18 protein-coding genes are annotated in these 16811 nt (G+C 66.7%); 3 read left to right on the forward strand and 15 right to left on the reverse strand.

What is annotated here, in order from left to right; genetic code table 11:
* Window positions 1-63: 63 nt before the first annotated feature.
* The 10 genes from GGR33_RS20585 to GGR33_RS20630 form a co-directional block, all read right to left on the reverse strand.
* Window positions 64-783, reverse strand: a complete 720-nt coding sequence (locus tag GGR33_RS20585) for a ferredoxin reductase (protein WP_425488804.1) — start codon at window positions 781-783, stop codon at window positions 64-66.
* 1 nt (window position 784) lies between these two features.
* The gene (locus GGR33_RS20590; protein ID WP_183508738.1) at window positions 785-1390 is read right to left on the reverse strand and encodes a sulfite oxidase-like oxidoreductase; all 606 of its coding nucleotides are present in this window, start codon (window positions 1388-1390) and stop codon (window positions 785-787) included.
* Between the two features lie 91 nt (window positions 1391-1481).
* Window positions 1482-2234 carry a proteasome-type protease gene (locus tag GGR33_RS20595; protein WP_183508740.1) on the reverse strand — a complete coding sequence of 251 codons (753 nt, stop codon included), beginning with the start codon at window positions 2232-2234 and terminating at the stop codon, window positions 1482-1484.
* A 90-nt stretch (window positions 2235-2324) separates the two neighbouring features.
* Window positions 2325-3188, reverse strand: a complete 864-nt coding sequence (locus GGR33_RS20600) for a transglutaminase family protein (protein WP_183508742.1) — start codon at window positions 3186-3188, stop codon at window positions 2325-2327.
* A gap of 47 nt (window positions 3189-3235) precedes the next feature.
* Entirely contained in the window at window positions 3236-4180 is a 945-nt protein-coding gene (locus tag GGR33_RS20605) for an alpha-E domain-containing protein (RefSeq protein ID WP_183508744.1), read from the reverse strand.
* A gap of 190 nt (window positions 4181-4370) precedes the next feature.
* Entirely contained in the window at window positions 4371-5810 is a 1440-nt protein-coding gene (locus GGR33_RS20610) for a circularly permuted type 2 ATP-grasp protein (protein ID WP_183508746.1), read from the reverse strand.
* Window positions 5811-5883: 73 nt separating this feature from the next.
* Window positions 5884-6621 carry a RadC family protein gene (gene radC / locus GGR33_RS20615; protein WP_183508748.1) on the reverse strand — a complete coding sequence of 246 codons (738 nt, stop codon included), beginning with the start codon at window positions 6619-6621 and terminating at the stop codon, window positions 5884-5886.
* A gap of 16 nt (window positions 6622-6637) precedes the next feature.
* The gene (gene map, locus GGR33_RS20620; RefSeq protein ID WP_183508750.1) at window positions 6638-7465 is read right to left on the reverse strand and encodes a type I methionyl aminopeptidase; all 828 of its coding nucleotides are present in this window, start codon (window positions 7463-7465) and stop codon (window positions 6638-6640) included.
* A 74-nt stretch (window positions 7466-7539) separates the two neighbouring features.
* Window positions 7540-8643, reverse strand: a complete 1104-nt coding sequence (locus GGR33_RS20625) for a DUF2125 domain-containing protein (protein WP_183508752.1) — start codon at window positions 8641-8643, stop codon at window positions 7540-7542.
* A 112-nt stretch (window positions 8644-8755) separates the two neighbouring features.
* Window positions 8756-9121: a hypothetical protein gene (locus GGR33_RS20630; RefSeq protein WP_210302123.1), complete on the reverse strand. Its 366-nt coding sequence runs from the start codon at window positions 9119-9121 to the stop codon at window positions 8756-8758.
* A 249-nt stretch (window positions 9122-9370) separates the two neighbouring features.
* On the opposite strand from GGR33_RS20630, the gene GGR33_RS26295 reads away from it, so the two are divergent.
* Window positions 9371-9499: a hypothetical protein gene (locus tag GGR33_RS26295; RefSeq protein ID WP_281381193.1), complete on the forward strand. Its 129-nt coding sequence runs from the start codon at window positions 9371-9373 to the stop codon at window positions 9497-9499.
* A gap of 80 nt (window positions 9500-9579) precedes the next feature.
* Here GGR33_RS26295 and GGR33_RS20635 read toward each other — a convergent pair whose 3' ends face one another.
* The 5 genes from GGR33_RS20635 to GGR33_RS20655 all read right to left on the reverse strand — a co-directional run bounded on the left by GGR33_RS20635 (window position 9580) and on the right by GGR33_RS20655 (window position 15152).
* A complete protein-coding gene (locus GGR33_RS20635) occupies window positions 9580-9726 on the reverse strand; it encodes a hypothetical protein (RefSeq protein ID WP_183508754.1) in 147 nt (48 codons plus the stop codon).
* A gap of 25 nt (window positions 9727-9751) precedes the next feature.
* Complete coding sequence (locus GGR33_RS20640) at window positions 9752-9994, reverse strand: hypothetical protein (protein ID WP_183508756.1); 243 nt, start codon at window positions 9992-9994, stop codon at window positions 9752-9754.
* A 165-nt stretch (window positions 9995-10159) separates the two neighbouring features.
* Window positions 10160-12400: a glycoside hydrolase family 3 N-terminal domain-containing protein gene (locus GGR33_RS20645; protein WP_246413325.1), complete on the reverse strand. Its 2241-nt coding sequence runs from the start codon at window positions 12398-12400 to the stop codon at window positions 10160-10162.
* A 105-nt stretch (window positions 12401-12505) separates the two neighbouring features.
* The gene (gene cycA / locus GGR33_RS20650) at window positions 12506-13876 is read right to left on the reverse strand and encodes a D-serine/D-alanine/glycine transporter (protein WP_183508758.1); all 1371 of its coding nucleotides are present in this window, start codon (window positions 13874-13876) and stop codon (window positions 12506-12508) included.
* 112 nt (window positions 13877-13988) lie between these two features.
* Complete coding sequence (locus tag GGR33_RS20655) at window positions 13989-15152, reverse strand: GGDEF domain-containing protein (RefSeq protein WP_183508760.1); 1164 nt, start codon at window positions 15150-15152, stop codon at window positions 13989-13991.
* Between the two features lie 402 nt (window positions 15153-15554).
* On the opposite strand from GGR33_RS20655, the gene GGR33_RS20660 reads away from it, so the two are divergent.
* Window positions 15555-16007: a hypothetical protein gene (locus GGR33_RS20660; protein WP_183508762.1), complete on the forward strand. Its 453-nt coding sequence runs from the start codon at window positions 15555-15557 to the stop codon at window positions 16005-16007.
* A 168-nt stretch (window positions 16008-16175) separates the two neighbouring features.
* On the forward strand, window positions 16176-16805 hold the full coding sequence (locus GGR33_RS20665) for an outer membrane protein (RefSeq protein ID WP_183508764.1): 630 nt from the start codon (window positions 16176-16178) through the stop codon (window positions 16803-16805).
* Window positions 16806-16811 lie beyond the last annotated feature (6 nt).

The following is a 16811-nucleotide window of genomic DNA, read 5'->3' on the forward strand; positions in this document are numbered from 1 at the left end:
GACGGGAGAACGCACCGTTTCGTCATTGCAAGCGAAAGCGAAGCAATGACGGTAGCGACGGCGTCAGCCGCCGAATCGCTCCGTCCGGATGACGCCAGGCTTCACCCCCGCATCGACAAGGAGATCCGAGACAGTGCCGACGAAGGCATTGCCGCCGCAGACGAAGACGTGGCGGGGCTTGCCGATATGGTCGAGGGCGGTCTCGATCATCACCCGGTCGATGCGGCGCCCGGCCGTGGCGCCCGCTCGGGTCGTCAGCAAGGTGAGATCGAAGCCCGGTTCGTCGCGCGCACGCGCCTCGAGCTCCTCGCGCAGGATCGCCTCCGCCGCCTCGCGCACGGAATAGATCAGCAGCATCGGCGCCTCGCTGCCGGTCTCGGCGCGTGCGCGCAGCATCGACAGCAGCGGCACCACACCGGACCCTCCACCGATCAGGAGGACGGGGCCGCCATCCTCGGGCGACCAGACGAAGGACCCGCCGATCGGCCCGCGCAGCTCGACCTCGTCGCCAACTTCGGCGACGTCGGCGAAGTAGCTCGACACTTCGCCGCCCGAGAGCCCCTCGATCATCAGCTCGAGCCCGTTGGCGTCACCCGGGGCGGAGGCGATCGAATAGCTGCGCTGCGCCTGATAGCCATCTGGCGCGGTGAGCCGGAGCTCGACGTGCTGGCCTGCCCGATGCGCCCCATCGAGCCCCATGAAACGCACGCTTTTCACGCGCGGTGTCACGGGCGTGATCGCGCCAATCCTGGCTTTGCGCCAGGCTACCCTGTCTGCGGCCACGTCAGTCTCCGGTGAAGCGCTGCTCGCGCCAAGGGTCGCCATACATGTGATAGCCGCGCAGCTCCCAAAAACCGCCCTCGTCCTTCCGGGTGAAGCGCAAGCCCTTCACCCATTTCGGGCTCTTCCAGAAATAGAGATGCGGCACGAGGAGGCGGGCAGGACCGCCATGGTCAGCCGGGATCGGCTTGCCCTCGTAGGAGGTGGCCACCATCGCCTTGCCGCCGCGCAGATCGGCGACCGGAACGTTGGTGGTGTAGTCGTCGAAACCTTCGAACAGCGTGTAGTTCGTCGGCGGCTCGATCCCGACATCGGCCAGGATATCGTCGAAGCTCACGCCCTCCCACGCGGTGTCGAACTTCGACCACTTGGTGACGCAGTGGATGTCGCCCTTCCAGCGGGTGTGCGGCAGCCGCGCGAACTCGGCCCAGCTCCAGCTCTTCAACGGCCGAGGCCCGTCACGTAGGGTGAAGCTCCAGGTCTCCTCCGTCACCCGGGGCGTCGGCCCGAGCTGAAGCACGGGGAAATCCTCAGTGAGGTACTGGCCCGGCGGCAGACGCTCGGCGACGTCGGCCTTCGGCGGGCGGCCCGTAAAGCCCCGTGTCACCATCGGTCTCTCCCCTCGCTTGCGACGCCCAGCATCAGCGCCCCGGTATGCGCTCGGGGCTCGCGGAGTTCAAAGGCCGCATTCGCGAACCCGACTACTTGGTTACGGGAGGACCATAGGGCGGACGCGGGATCGCACGATGCGCGGCGCGCAGAGCGGCGGACCAGCGCTCGCGCAGGTCATGGAAGTACGGCTCGCCGGCCTCGATGCGGTGGTCGACTTCGAGGGTCAGGGCATTGCGGCGCAGGACGGCGATGTCGATCGGCAGGCCTACGCCGAGATTCGAGCGCATCGTCGAATCCATCGAGACCAGCGCGACCTTCAGCGCATCGTAGAGGTCGAGCTTGGACGTCACGGCCCGGTCGAGGATCGGCTTGCCGTATTTGTGCTCGCCGATTTGCAGGAACGGCGAGTCCCGCCCGCATTCGATGAAGTTGCCGGCGGAGTAGATCATGAACAACCGCATTTCGCCGGTGCCGATCTGCCCACCGAGCAGGAAGGAAACCTCGAAGCGAAGGTTGGCGCGCTCGAAGCCGTCGCGCTCGATCTTGTGGACCTGGCGGATCGCGCGTCCGACGAGTTGCGCCGCCTTGAACATGCTGGGCATGTCGGCGAGCTTCTCAGGCTCCTCACCCTCGACGTCGTCGACGCCCTCGCGGAGCAGACTAAGGACGGACTGCGTCACCGAGAGATTGCCGGCGGAAGCCAGCATGATCACGCGCTCGCCGGGCGCGTTAAACATCTGCAGCTTGCGAAAGGTCGAGATGTCGTCGAGCCCCGCATTGGTGCGGGTGTCGGCGATCATCACCAGACCGTCCTCGACCAGAACTCCGACGCAGTAGGTCATCGCGGCAGAGGCCTCGTCACGGGGAAGATCGGGCGCCCCGATCGCATATCGGGCCGTCGCCGCGCAAGACCGTCGATCGGCGCGGGCTCCTCAGCCCTGCGACTGGCTCTGCCGGCCTTGGCTCTGGCTTTGGCTGTGCGACTCGATCCCCCCTTCGACGCGCAGGCGGACCTCCAGACCTTCCTTGCCGCCGCCGATGCGGCTGCCACGGATCGGCGCCGCACCGAGATAGTCGAGGCCGATCGCCACGCGGATATGCGCCTCGGTCGTCGAGATGCCGTTGGCGGCATCGAAGCCGACCCAGCCGAGACCCGGAACCAGCGCCTCGGCCCAGGCATGTCCGGCGTGCTGATCATCGACCCCGTCGTCGCGCCGGAAATAGCCGGAGACGTAGCGGGTCGGGATTTCGAGGTGGCGCGCCGCGGCGATGAAGATATGTGACATGTCCTGGCAGACGCCCTTGCCCGCTTCGAACGACGCCGCAGCCGTCGTGCTGGCGCTGGTCGGCCCCGGCTCGAACACCACACGCTCGGGGACCGCAGTGAGCAGCTGGTGCAGCACCGAGAGGCGCTCTCCCACGCCGCCCGAGGTCGCCTCCTCCGCGAAAGCCTGGATCTCGGGGCTCGGCTCGGTCAGCGGAGTCTCGCGCAGGTAGAACGGCTCGGGCAGCCGTTCCATGGCGCCGCGCACGATGCCGGCGGTGTCGAAGGTCTCGACCTCGCCGGTGACGCGCACGGTGAGAGCGTCGGCCGCCTCGTCGGCGGTGAACCAGTGGACGATGTTGCCGAAGCCGTCCTCGCGCGCCGTTAGCCGTCCGTCGGCCGAGGGTTCGATCCGCCACTCGCGCACATGCTGCCCGTCATGGTCGCGTGGGGTCAGGCGAAGCACCTGGATCAGGCCGCGGGCGGCCTGCTCGTAGGTGTAGATCGTGTCGTGAACGACGCGGATGCGCATACCTCGGTCCCGGATGCGTGCGTGAGCGGAGAGCGATTGGGGCGAGCCTATACCAGATACTGGTCGCTGATCGCCGCCCCGAGCTTGTTGTTCTCGCCGATGAAGGCCTCGATGAACTCGTGAAGCCCCGAGGCGAAGATCCGGTCAATGTCGGCGTTGTGCAGGTAGCTGCGCAGGTTGCTCGCCAGCCGCTGGCTCTCGCCGCGGCGACCGTAGGAATCCGCGATCAGGTCGAGGTGTTCCATCAATATGCCGACGCAGTTGGTCAGCGAGCGCGGCATCTGGCGATTGAAGATCAGCAGGTCGGCGACGAGCACCGGCTTGATGCTCTCGCGGTAGACCCAGTGATAGGCATTGAAGGCGGAGACCTCGCGCAGGATCGTGGTCCACTGGAAGTAGTCGAGGCTGCCGCCGACCTTCTCAGAGGCCGGCAGGAGGATCTGGTACTTCACGTCGAGGATGCGGGCCGTGTTGTCGGCCCGCTCGATCGCCATGCCGAGCCGGGTGAACCAGTAGCCGTCGTTGCGCAGCATGGTGCGGTAGGCCGAGCCGTCGAAGGCCAGCGAGACCTGCTTCACCCAATCGAGGAACTGCGAGAACTCGTCCCGCGAGAGCTCGCGCCCTTCGTAGCTGCGCAGCTCCAGCCACGCGCCGTTGATGGCATCCCACATCTCGGTCGTGAGCGCCGTGCGGATCGAGCGGGCATTCTCGCGCGCCGTCTCGATGCAGGAGCGGATCGAGGATGGGTTATGGCGCGAGAAAGCCAGGAAGTCGCAGACCGTGTGCTCGTTGACCGCGTCGTAGTGCTTTTTGAATTCGTCGGTATCGCCGGTGGATTCGAGCGCGGACGCCCATTCGTTGCTAGCCCGGCCGCCATAGCTCGACGGCAGGGCGGCTAGGCGATGCGCGGCGTCGAGGATGCGGGCCACGAAGTCGGCACGCTCCGCGTAGCGAGAGAGCCAGTAGAGGTTGTCGGCGGTACGGGACAGCATGGCTCAGATCACGGCTGTGTCGGGCCAAGAAAGGCCGATCTCGGGAAAAGGGCGGCGGTGTCGTCGCAAGATGCGGCCGGAACCGCCACCCCGCAACGCGCAATTGCTTGCGAAACGGGCATCTGCCGGACGAGCGCGCATCCGCATCGGCGCGCACAGCCGGCATGTGCCCGGAAAATATGCAGTCCGGTCAAGCGTCGAGCACCCAGGTGTCTTTGGTGCCTCCGCCCTGGCTGGAATTGACGACGAGCGAGCCCTCTTTGAGCGCGACGCGGGTCAGGCCGCCCGGTACGATGCGGATCTCATCCGCGCCGGCGAGGACGAAGGGCCGAAGATCGACGTGGCGCGGCGCAACGCCCGAGGCGACGAAGGTCGGGCAGGTCGAGAGCGACAGCGTCGGCTGGGCGATGAAGCCATCCGGGGCGTGGCGCAGCCGCTTGCCGAATTCCTCGATCTCGCGGCGCGTCGCATGCGGGCCGACGAGCATGCCGTAGCCGCCGGAGCCGTTGACCTCCTTCACCACAAGATCCTTGAGGTTGTCCATCACGTACGAGAAGGACTCCTTCTCGCGGCAGCGATAGGTCGGCACGTTATGTAGAATCGGCTCCTCGCCCGTGAAGAACTTCACGATTTCCGGCATGTAGCTGTAGACGGCCTTGTCGTCTGAGATGCCTGTGCCGACGGCGTTCGACAACGTGACGTTGCCGCGCTCGTAGGCGTTCATCAGACCAGGCACGCCGAGGACGCTGTCGGGCCGAAAGACCAGCGGGTCGAGGAAGGCGTCATCGAGGCGGCGATAGATCACGTCGACCCGGCGCGGCCCCTCGGTAGTGCGCATGTAGACGACGTCGTCCTTGGTGAAGAGGTCGCCCGCCTCCACCAGTTCGACGCCGAGTTTGTCGGCCAGGAACGAGTGCTCGTAGAAGGCCGAGTTGTAGCGGCCGGGCGTGAGCAGCACGACGGTCGGGTCGCGGCTGGCCGATTGCGGCGCAAGGCTGCGCAGGGTCGCGAGCAGCGCATCCGGATAGTTCTCGACCGGCGCGACGCGGTGGCGCGAAAACAGCTCCGGAAAGAGCCGCAGCATCACCTCGCGGTTCTCCAGCATGTAGGAGACGCCCGACGGGGTGCGCGCATTGTCCTCGAGGACGAAGAAATCCTTCTCGCCGGTGCGGACGATGTCGATGCCGGCAATGTGGACATAGAGGTCGTGCGGCACCCGGAAGGAGCGCATCTCCATCTGGTAGTGCTGGTTGCGATAGACGAGATCGGCCGGGATCACGCCCGCCTTGATGCACTCCTCCGCCCCATAGATGTCGTTGAGGAACATGTTGAGCGCGGTAACGCGCTGCTTCAGTCCCCGCTCCAGAAAATCCCATTCCGGCTTGGTGAGCACGCGCGGAATGATGTCGAACGGGATCAGCCGCTCGGTGGAATCATTGGAGCCGTAGACGGCGAAGGTGATGCCGATGCGCCGAAACAGCATTTCGGCCTGGCTGCGGCGGGTGTTGAAATGTTCGGGCGGGGTCTTGTCGAGCCAAGCCTTCAGAGTGTCGTAGGCGTCGCGGACCGGCCCTCCCGCCGGCAGATCTCCCGGTCCCGTCATTTCATCGAAGGCTTTCGCCAGCGCCATCCGAAACTCCCCTTGCTCCCAGTTCACCTAGGCAAGAGGCAGGCCATGGGAAGACCTGAGGTTCACGACGATCTCAGATCAGCTTCAATCCCTTGAAGCTCGCATGGCCGTCGCGGCCGAGGATGACGTGGTCGTGCACGACGATCCCGAGGGGGGCGAGCACGGAGACGATCTCGCGGGTCATCTTGATGTCTGCGCTGGAGGGCTTGGGGTCGCCCGATGGGTGGTTGTGGGCGAGGATGATCGCGGTGGCGCCGAGTTCGAGGGCGCGCTTGGCCACCTCGCGGGGATAGGCTGGCGTGTGGTCGACGGTGCCGCGTCCCTGCACCTCGTCGCGGATGAGCTGGTTGCGCTTGTTGAGGAACAGCAGGCGGAACTCCTCACGACCTGAGAAAGCCATGGCCGAGCGGAGATATTCGACGAGCGCACTCCAAGACGACATCACCGGGATCTCTTCGATCACGCTGCGGGCAATGCGCTGCCCGGCAACGGCGACGAGCTTCAGATCGGCGGCGACGTTGTCTCCAATACCTTTGATCTCCGCCAATTGGCTCGGTTCGGCTGAAAGAACCGCGGCATACGACCCGAAGCGGTCGACCAACTTCTTGGCGAGCGGCTTCACATCCTTGCGGGGTATCGAACGAAAAAGAACGAGTTCGAGCAACTCGTAGTCAGGCAGCGCTTCAGCGTTCTTGAGGAAACGCTCACGCAGGCGGTCACGGTGCCCGATGTAGTGCGGCTGTTCCGGCTTGGCCGCCGGCTCGGCGCCGAGCAGATCGGGCGTCGAGGACGACGGCACTCGGCTCTTCATCGGCGCGGGCCTTCGCTCAACCCTGGGGCTGCGGCTGGTCGAGCCCCTTGGGCGACAACGTGAAGATCTCGTAGCCGGTCTCGGTCACCCCGACGGTGTGCTCGAACTGCGCCGAAAGCGAGCGGTCGCGGGTCACCGCGGTCCATCCGTCGGAGAGCACCTTCACCAGGGGCCGGCCGAGATTGATCATCGGCTCGACGGTGAAGAACTGGCCCGGCCTGAAGGGCACATCGTAGCTCGCCTCGACGTAATGCAGGATGGTCGGCGCGTCGTGATAGACCCGGCCGAGGCCGTGGCCGCAGAAATCGCGTACCACCGAGCAGCGCTCGGCCTCGGCGTAGCTCTGGATGGCATGGCCGATATCGGTGGTCGAGCCGCCGGGCTTGATCGCCTGGATGCCGCGCATCAGCGATTCGTAGGTGATCTCGCAGAGGCGCTGAGCCTTGCGCGGCACCTCGCCGACATAGGCCATGCGGCTCGAATCCCCGTGCCAGCCGTCGACGATCAGGCAGATGTCGAGATTGACGATGTCGCCCTCGCGCAGGGGCTTGTCGTTGGGGATGCCGTGGCAGACGACATGGTTGATCGAGGTGCAGATCGACTTCGGATAGCCGCGATACATCAGCGAGGCCGGATAGGCGCCGTGATCCATCGCGAAGGTGAAGGCGAGCCTGTCGAGATACTCGGTGGTGACGCCGGGATGCGTCGCCTCGACGAGGAGGTCGAGCGCCTCGGCCGTGAGACGGCCGGCCCGGCGCATTCCCTCGAAACCCTCCGGCCCGTGGATCGGCGGCTCGGGCGAGCGCCGGCTGCTGGCGGCGACGGCCTGGTCTTCTCGGCTCATGGATCTTTGCTTGGAAGCGTCTGGTCGAGTGTCTGTCTACGCCCGGTTACAGGTGCCGCCAACCCTGCCGAACTTCAATAGAGCGGCGGCAGTGCGACGTTCGGAATCGCGAAAGGTCCGAGCATCAAACGGCCTCCGGCGAGCTTCACGGTCGGGATCGGCTGCAGGGCCGGATCGCCCGCGGCCGTGCCAGCCCCGGCCTCGGGCTCCCGCTTCTTCATGCCGCCGAGGAACTGGCCGACGAGGTTGCCGATCAGCGCGCCGCGGTCGTTGCCGAGCCGCTTGCCCATAATCTGACCGACCAGGTCGCCGAGGCCGGCCGCGCGCACGTCGAACTGCCCCTCCGGCCGGTGCGCTTCGTCGAGCCCGACCTCACCCTTGGCCTGGACGCGGCGATTGCCCTTGATCAGCGAGAGCGAGGTCACGTCGAGCTGGCCCTCTGCCAATCTCCAAGCCTCCAGCTCACGCTCGATGGCGCGCGTGCGCAGCACGGTGGCCCGTTCCAGGGTGGCATCGAGGGCCGCATCCATCGGTTCGGCATTGCCGAGGAGCGGATCGAGCAACGGAAACACCCCGTCGGACAGGCGCAGGTTGAGATCGACCGCGCCGTCCGACTCGAAGCGGCCCGGCGTCGGCCGGGCATGCATCTCGAGGTGCTTGGCCGAAAAGTCGACCTGGCCGGGCAACCCGCCGCGCACGCTGCCCTTCGGCCCGTCTACGACGAGGGAAACCCTCTGGAATCCGTCGGAGGCGCCGTGGAAGCTGCCCTCGAGCGACGCCCAATTGACGTCGCCAGAGAGATCTCCCTGATCGACATGGAACGGTCCCGTCGCCTCCAGGATGGCGTGCCGCGGCTGGTAGACCTGCACCAACACCGTCAGCGGTCCGAGCGTGAACCCGCCATCCGAGCGTGCGAATTTCAAGGACGCGCAGCGCAGCTCGATCCGGAACGGAAAGCCGGTGATCGTGCGGTCGGCGCAAGTCCAGTTGCGCCCGGCCGCCGCCTCGCGGCCGAGCCAGGCATCCATCTCGGACGCGGCCTTGCCGCGAATCCAGAACCAGCCGGCCGACCAGAGCAGCGCCAGCACGAGCAGCAGGACGTAAGGAAGGAACAGCCCGAGCCGCGAGCGGCGGCGCCCCGGCGCCGGTTCGGTCTTCGGCTCGGATCCCTGCGCCATCACCGTCCCTCGGCTCTGCCCGGACATCGCGGGCGGGCCGTCTTTGACGACAGGAGCTCGGCCGGCGCAAGGCCGGCGCAACGATCGCCGTCCTTGAGCAAATTCGCCCCGATCAGTTCAGGGCCGAAGCCGGGATGTCCAGATCCTGCAGCACGGCGCGGCGTTCGTCCTCGGTTTGGGCGAGGCGGTGGACGTGCATCTCGGTCGCGCCGCGCCGGGCGACATGCGCCAACCAGCCGCGCTTCAGGCGCTCGCGCGGGCTCTCGCCGGAGGTCGCCACGCAGACGGGCTGCGCGATGCCGGCCCCGTCGCGCCGCACGGCGATCACCACGGCATCGCGCATCTCCGCGAGATCCGGCTCCCCCATGTCGTGCACGCCGACGACGTAGCGCCGCCCCGATCGGCCACGCCAGGCGCTCAGGGTCAGGGCCGGCGTGCCGCGAAGACTCGCCACGGTTCTCAGTCGCTCCTCGGCCATGCGCGCTCTCCCTGATCCGCACCCTGCATCCGGTCGGCCCATCGACACGACCCGAAGCAATGTTCCTGTTATGTTCTTTTTAGCGAGAGCCGCGAGGCGGCGTCAAGCCGATCACGAAACGAGGCCTTTCCCTGGATCATCGGGTCGTCGCTCTTCGGCGATCTCCGGGGCCTGCCGCCCCTCTTACTGCAGGTCCGTACGGACGCGTGTCTCGTCGACGACTCCCGGCGCTCCGCCGCGGAGGCCGGCGTGACGGTCCGGCTCGAAATCTGGCAAGGCATGCATCACGTCCTTGAGCTCGACGGCGCGCATATCGAGAGCAGCCGCCGGGCGCTCGATCGGGTCGGCACCTTCCCGCGCCGCGCCTTCTGCCGCTGACACGCGACGGCCGGAGTCCAAAAAAAATACCGCGCTCCGCGGCGTCGACGCGGGCGCGCGGATATCGACGAACGATCCGCCTATCTGTGCTGCTTGCTCTTGTCGGCCGAGGCCGCGTTTTCCTGCATGGACTTGTCGGTCTTGTCGCCGCTGCTGCCGGAATTCGCGAAGGTGCCGCCCGCGCTCGTCTTGCCTTCCTCGGCGAAGGCGGCGGGCGCCGCGATCACGCCCGGTGCGAGTGACCCGATCCGATCACGCGGGCGAAACGGCCAGCCGGCACAACACGGCGATCTGGGCAGGTCCGAACAGAACGCCGTCGGCCTCGATCCAGGGGCGGGCGTTGCCGTGGGGCGAGGAGACTTTCGCCTTGTCCAGCGCGTCGGAGAACGACGCGCAGGACGTCGTATCGAGAAGCCGGAGGCTCGCCCGGCTGGGCTGGTCCGCCTCCGTCATCCAGAAGAGGCTGATGTCCGAGGATTCGGTGGCTGTCGTCACGGCGCGTCGCTCTCTGCTTCGCGGCGAGGGTAGGCCGACAACTGCTACGGTGGGAGAGTCCCGACCGGAATCAACGAAGTCTGTGGACGAAATCAGATTTCACGAGCCGGAACGAAGCTTCGGTTCGGGTCACGGGCGCGCGTCGCTCCAGCGACGACAGCAGGGCTATCGGCTGCTCGCCTCGATATTGCCCGGCGGACCGCGCCAACCGGTCTCGACCGCAAAATCCGCGCCCTTCGCCGCATCGGAATCCTCGCCGACGAAGACGCGGTAATCGCCCGCCTCCACCACCAGCGTGCCGTCCGCCTCGTGGAAGCCGAAATCGCGGGACGGGATGCGGAAACGCGCGACCCCCGTCTCGCCCGGCGCCAGGGTCAGAGGAACGGCACCCTTGAGCAAGCGCAGGGGGCGGCTGCGGCTGGCCACGGGTTGGCTGAGATAAAGCTGCGCCACCGTGCGGCCGGCCAGCGTGCCGGTGTTGGTGACAGTGGTCCTGACCTCCAGCGTCGCCTCGTGGCGGTCTCCGACGCCCACTTTCGGCGTCAGCACCTCCGGCTCGCCATAGGCGAAGTGGGTATAGGTGAGGCCATAGCCGAACGGGAACAGCGGCGAGATGGTCTCGTCGGTATAGCCGAGCGTCCAGCGCGCGCCGTCGATATGCGGCCGGCCGCCGGGGCGGCGGTCGTAAGTCAGCGGCATCTGGCCGACGGTGCGCGGCCAGCTCAGCGGCATCTTGCCGGAGGGCGCGGCGTCGCCGAACAAAGTCTCGGCCACCGCCGGGCCGCCCTCTGTCCCGGGGATCCAGATCATCATCGCGGCCTGCGCACGGTCGATCGCCTCGTGCAGTTCGACGGGACGGCCGCCGAAGACCAGTATCACCAACGGCTTGCCGGTGGCGGCGACCTCCCTGATCAGATCCTGCTGCACGCCCCGCATGCCGAGGAAGGCGCGCGAGGAACCCTCGCCGGACTGGTCGCGTCCTTCGCCCACCACCGCGATAACGAGATCGGCCGCCTTGGCCGCCTCCACCGCCTTCGCGATGTCGCCGCGGTCGGCACACATGCGGTCGCAGCCGGGGGCGAAGTCGAGGGTGACGCCGGCCTTCTCGGCCCGCTCGGCGAGGCCGGCGCGGATCGAGATCACGTCGTCGACCTGGCCGTTGCCTTCGTGCGGGCCGACCTGATCCCATTTGGACTCGGCGAAGGGGCCGACCAGTGCGATCCGCTTGACCTTGGTCGGGTCGATCGGCAGCAGGTCGCCCTGGTTCTTGAGCAGCACGAAGCTCGCTCGCGCCACTTCGCGGGCGACGGCGCGGGTCTCACGCGTCAGCAGCTTGCCATCCGCCGTCGCCGGGTCGAGGAGCGGCCGGTCGAACAGCCCGAGGCCGAATTTCAGCCGCAGCACCCGGCGCACGGATTCGTCGAGGGAGGATTGCGAGATCCGCCCCGCTCTGACCTCCTCCGGTAGGTGCTTCACGAACAGCCCGCTGGTCATGTCCATGTCGACGCCGGCCGCGAAGGCCTTTCGGGTCGCCTCGGCACCATCCTTGGCGACGCCGTGCTTGATCAGGCTGGCCACCGCCTCCCAATCGGCGACCAGCACGCCCTTGAAGTTCAATTCGCGCCGCAGGATCTGCGTCATGAGATGCGGGTCGGCGGTGGTCGGCAGACCGTTGAGCGCGGTCAGCGCGGTCATCACAGAATCCGCGCCTGCTCGGATGCCGTCGCGGAACGGGGGCAGGTAGGTGTCGTAGAGCTCGGTCGGGGGCACCCAGGTCACGTCGTAGTCCCGGCCGCCGAGCACGGCGCTGTAGCCGGCAAAGTGCTTCAGGGTGGACGCGATGCCGCCATCGCGAAATCCCTCGACCTGCGCAGCGGTGAGCTGGCCGGTCAGCCAGGGATCTTCGCCAAGCCCCTCGACCACCCGACCCCAGCGCAGATCGCGGGCGACGTCGGCCATCGGCGCGAAGGACCAGTTGACCCCGACGGCGAGGCTCTCGCGCGCCGCAGCCGCGGTGGCGCGCCGTACGAGGCCTGGATCGAAGCTCGCCGCCATGCCGATCGGCAAGGGCAGCACCGTGCGGTAGCCGTGAACGATGTCGAGGCTGACCAGCAGCGGGATGCCGAGCCGCGATGAGCGGGCAAAGGAATCGATGTTGGAGGAGAGGTGCTGGTTCGAGAAGTTGATGACGGCGCCGACCTCGCCGCGCCGGACGCTCTCAGGGTCGAAGCCCGGCTCAAGTGAAACGAGATTGAGCTGGCCGGCCTTCTCCTCCAGCGTCATCCTGGCGAGCAGCGCCTCGACGCGCTCGTCGACGGTCTCGGCCCGCACGAGCGATGCAGCGCAGACGAACGCCGTAGCCGCGAACAACCCTGCGCCGATCCGAAAAGCCTTCGCCCGCATCATCCCCTCCCCGGTCGACGGCCACAGCTCGAGGCGGTGTTTCGATCGACGCGGGCAGACAACTCGCTGATCAGGATGGCTTAATTGCGCCGAACCGGGTCGAGGGCATCAGGCCGCGACCGTGCGGCGTCCGCGCAGCACCATCCAGGCGATGCCAAGGATCGCGAACCAGACCGGCGAGGCCATCAGCGCGAGCCGCGTATCGGCCTCGAAGGTCAGCAGCACGATGATGAAGGCGAAGAAGGCCAAGCACACCCAACACATCAGCACGCCGGCCGGCATCTTGTAGGCCGAGCGGACGTGCAGCTCGGGCCTGTTCTTCCGGTAGGCGAGATACGAGAACAGGATCATCGCCCAGACGAACATGAACAGCACCGCCGACAACGTCGTCACCAGCGTGAAGGCCTCGCCGAGATCAGGCACGAGGTAGACGAGCAGCACGCCACCGAGCAGGCAGAACCCGGTGAAGTAGAGTCCGATCGAGGGCACCCGTTGCGCCGAGAGGCGGCCGAAGGCGGCCGGCGCATCGCCCTTGTCGGCGAGGCCGTAGAGCATGCGGCTCGTCGAGAAGATGCCGCTATTGGCCGAGGAGGCCGCCGACGACATCACCACGAGGTTCACGAAGGCCGCCGCCGCCGGCAGGCCCGCGAGCACGAACAGCTCGACGAACGGGCTCTTGTCGGCGCTCAGCGTCTTCCAGGGCGTCACCGCCATGATGACGGCGAGCGCGCCGAGATAGAACAGCAGGATGCGGATCGGGATCGCATTGATGGCGCGCGGCAGGGTCTTCTCCGGGTCGCGCGTCTCGGCCGCCGTAGTGCCGACGAGCTCGATCCCGACGAAGGCGAAAACCGCGATCTGGAAACCGGCGAAAAAGCCCCACAAACCCGTCGGAAACAACCCGTCGCGGGCGATGTTGGCGAGGTCCGCCTTCGCGCCCGAGGGCGCGGTGAAGCCGGTAGCGACCAGCGCGATGCCGACGAAGATCAGCGCCAGGATCGCGACGATCTTGATCATCGCGAACCAGAATTCGAGCTCGCCGAAGGCCCGCACGTTGACGAGGTTCAGTCCGAGCAGCAGTCCGACGCAGGCGAGCGCCGGAATCCAGCTCGGCATGAGTGGAAAGAAGAACTTGGCATAGGCCGCGATGGCGACGACCTCGGCGATGGCGGTGACGATCCAGCAGAACCAGTAGGTCCAGCCGACGAAGAAGCCGGCCCAGGGACCGAGCAGGTCGTCGGCGAAATCGGTGAAGGACTTGTAGGCGAGGTTCGAGAGCAGCAGCTCGCCGAGCGCCCGCATCACGAAGAACAGCATCACGCCGATGATCAGGTAGACCAGCAGAATCGAGGGGCCGGCGACCGAGATGGTCTTGCCCGAGCCCATGAACAGTCCGGTGCCGATGGCGCCACCGAGCGCCATCATCTGGATGTGACGATTCTCGAGACTGCGCTCGAGACCCCGACCCGTTCCCGCCATCGCTGCACCCCCGCCCAAGCTTGGCTCTGCAACACCTTGTAGACGAGGGAGCCTCGCCGCAGGAAGCACATCGCTCGTGCATCCGGCCTAAATCTTGGGACGGCCGTCCCTTTCAGGCGGCGAGCCGGTGCGGCGAGGGATCGGCGACGACGACGCGGCCGCGACCGGCTCGTTTCGCGGCATAGAGCGCGGCGTCGGCCCGGCGCATCAGGTCGTCGAACGCGGTGGTCTCGCCGGGGCTCGTCGCGGCGACGCCGACGCTCACCCCGATGCGCAGCCGCGGATAGGCGGCCACCGAGACCCCGGCCACGGCATGGCGGACCCGCTCGGCGATGCGCGCCGCCTCGCCGGCGCCGCAGCCTGACAGGGTACAGGCGAATTCCTCGCCGCCCAGGCGTCCGAGCACGGCGTCCGGCGGCAGCAGGGCCCCTGCCAGATGACTGAAGGCCACGAGCGCGCCGTCGCCGACGGCATGCCCGTAAGTGTCGTTGACCGCCTTGAAGTGATCGAGGTCGAACAGCAGCAGCGCGACGGGCTGGCCGCCTGCCAGCTGCCGCTGTGTCCGCCGGACGAAGGCGCGGCGGTTGGCGAGCCCGGTGAGCGAATCCGTTTCAGCGGCGAGCCGCTGCTGCAACTCGGCGCGCTCCTTGGTCATCGCGATCAGGACGAAGGCGATCGCCACCGTGAAAAGAACGCCGGCGAAGCAGAGGATGGCGATCCAGGGCGATTCCGGGATGCGGGCCGCCGGCATCGACGGCACGAATACCGCGAGCGGCACGCGGATCCAGTACAGGCCCGCATAGAGCGACATCAGGATGATGGCCGACCAGCGCGAGGCCAGGGGCTCGGGGCGCCCCCGCAGGATCTCTCGGGCGCACAACGCGCAGAACAGCCCCGCGATCGACGAAGCGAGCGCGATGCGCGCGGGCAGCGACGCGTAGAACTGAGGCACCAGGCAGGCGAGAAGCCAAAGCAGGCCGCCGGATACGGCGAGGCGGTAGGACGGCGCCCGGCCTTCGAACGCGCGCACGCCACTCCAGATCAGCCCGTAGGCCGCGAGCATCAGCGCGTTGGCGGCGCCGATGGAGAGGGGGTTCGGAATGGACCCGCGCAGGCACAACAGCGCAGAGGCGACCGCTCCGATGATGTGGGCGATCCCCCAGATCGCCAGCGGGCGCGACGTCCGGTCCTGACTCCAGGACAGCAGGAAGAGCACGCCGACCATGAAGGTGACGACGACCGTCATCAGGAAGAGGGTCGGCGTATCGAGGCGCATCCGTCGCGGTCTATCCCTCGCCGCCGTCTCCCGGGGCGGCACGATGACGGGATTGTTGACCCGCAACCGCCAAAATTGCGTTTACGCAACGTGAGGTCTTCTCGCCGCACCCGTGCCCGTCGAAGCACGGCGACGAGGTTGCGCGACGATCGGCCCGAAGGAACGATTCCGGTGGTCGATGCGGCGCTACTGGGGAGGTGACGGCGATGCCGGGCTCCGCGCCCTTCGGCCAGGCTCATTGAAGAGCAGTCCGCGATCACGCGGGACTGCGTCTCGACAGGTCGACGACGTCACGTTCGGCCAGACACGAGCCTCAAGTCACCCCATAATATCTGCAAGTCTGGCGCTTGCAGCAGACCAAGCCCTAACCCATGATTTCTCGTCAGCTTCCGTGAATATTGTGTGATTCGTCAGCACCACCGGGAGGCAAAGATGGGGTATGTTACATTTTTCTCGGAAAAGGGAATACCTCACGCAGGCATCCTGATCGAATACAACAGTGGCTCGTCAGAATGGCTGGGATTTTTCCCCAACCCATACAAGGGCCGCAGTGGCGCTGTCATGCTGGACGATCGAGAAAGTGAAGTCGATTGGTATGTCAGATATCCCGGCGTAGATAATTTTATTTCCAAAGTGCGGAATTTCGTCGTCGCGGATTATTATTCGGAGATCTATCAAATGCTGACATCAGATTGCGTCACATTTGCCATGGATTTCGCCGAACAATTCGGGCTGGCCGTTCCGCCTCGACCTCATTTTTTCCCATCGACGTTGGTATACGGCATATACAGAGACAACGGCCATATTGGTGAATACGGCCAAGCTCCCTTCCCATGGAAGGTCAAAAGAAAATGATGATTTAGCGGGACTTCACCGGGCCCTCGGAACCGAAGCCATGCATGGGCGAGGAGGCCGAACCTCGGAGACTGCCGTCCAAGCGCTCTCACACATCTGGACCGAGCGTCGGATTTCCAACACGAGGCCGGTTTGTCTCGGGCCGCCGGCTCGGTCTATCTTGGCCGTATGAGCCTGCTTCGCCATTCTCGCCGCGTGATCTGCTGGGCCGTCTGCGTCGTGGCCGGCAGTTGCGCAGCCTGGGCCAACCCTGCCGCTGCGCAAGGCTACTCGCCCTTCATCGGCTTCGGATCGCTGCCGGCTTTCGCCTGGCCGCAGCCGGCCACGGTCGACGACAGCCGCTGGGCCGGCTCCTATGCGGCCATGTCGGCGGGCTACCAGGTCTCCTCCTCGAAGCATTTCGGCAGCTATTCCGGCCCGACGATCGGGTTCGAGGGCGGCCGGATGTGGCAGGAGGGCCGCTTCGTATACGGCATCGTCGGCGGCTTCGATTATCTCTCGGCGGTCGGCGGAAGCCTGAACCCAGGCTTCGGGCGCCTCGCCTATTCGCGCGACTTCGCCGGCGCCCTTCAGGTCAAGGTCGGCGCGCTCGTGACGCCCGACGTGCTGGTCTACACCAAGGTGGGCGCCCTGGCCGTGCACGAGCAATGGCGCGTCGGAGCGACCTCGGTGTCGCAGCCCTTCTCGCGCGACGACATCGCGATCCGGCCGGATGCGCGTGTCGGCGTCGAATGGGCCGTCACCGATCGCCTCTCGCTAGCGGTCGAAGCCGGCGTGACCGGAAGCGGGATCCGCTGAGCGACC

Source organism: Methylobacterium brachythecii (genome assembly GCF_014196345.1).
Classification (GTDB): Bacteria; Pseudomonadota; Alphaproteobacteria; order Rhizobiales; family Beijerinckiaceae; genus Methylobacterium; species Methylobacterium brachythecii.

Bases quoted from the DNA above. Each gene is read 5' to 3' on its own strand.
- GGR33_RS20590 (WP_183508738.1), bottom strand. From the start codon at position 1,390: ATGGTGACACGGGGCTTTACGGGCCGCCCGCCGAAGGCCGACGTCGCC.
- GGR33_RS20595 (WP_183508740.1), bottom strand. From the start codon at position 2,234: ATGACCTACTGCGTCGGAGTTCTGGTCGAGGACGGTCTGGTGATGATC.
- GGR33_RS20600 (WP_183508742.1), bottom strand. From the start codon at position 3,188: ATGCGCATCCGCGTCGTTCACGACACGATCTACACCTACGAGCAGGCC.
- GGR33_RS20605 (WP_183508744.1), bottom strand. From the start codon at position 4,180: ATGCTGTCCCGTACCGCCGACAACCTCTACTGGCTCTCTCGCTACGCG.
- GGR33_RS20610 (WP_183508746.1), bottom strand. From the start codon at position 5,810: ATGGCGCTGGCGAAAGCCTTCGATGAAATGACGGGACCGGGAGATCTG.
- radC (WP_183508748.1), bottom strand. From the start codon at position 6,621: ATGAAGAGCCGAGTGCCGTCGTCCTCGACGCCCGATCTGCTCGGCGCC.
- map (WP_183508750.1), bottom strand. From the start codon at position 7,465: ATGAGCCGAGAAGACCAGGCCGTCGCCGCCAGCAGCCGGCGCTCGCCC.
- GGR33_RS20625 (WP_183508752.1), bottom strand. From the start codon at position 8,643: ATGGCGCAGGGATCCGAGCCGAAGACCGAACCGGCGCCGGGGCGCCGC.
- GGR33_RS20630 (WP_210302123.1), bottom strand. From the start codon at position 9,121: ATGGCCGAGGAGCGACTGAGAACCGTGGCGAGTCTTCGCGGCACGCCG.
- GGR33_RS20645 (WP_246413325.1), bottom strand. From the start codon at position 12,400: ATGATGCGGGCGAAGGCTTTTCGGATCGGCGCAGGGTTGTTCGCGGCT.
- cycA (WP_183508758.1), bottom strand. From the start codon at position 13,876: ATGGCGGGAACGGGTCGGGGTCTCGAGCGCAGTCTCGAGAATCGTCAC.
- GGR33_RS20655 (WP_183508760.1), bottom strand. From the start codon at position 15,152: ATGCGCCTCGATACGCCGACCCTCTTCCTGATGACGGTCGTCGTCACC.
- GGR33_RS20665 (WP_183508764.1), top strand. From the start codon at position 16,176: ATGAGCCTGCTTCGCCATTCTCGCCGCGTGATCTGCTGGGCCGTCTGC.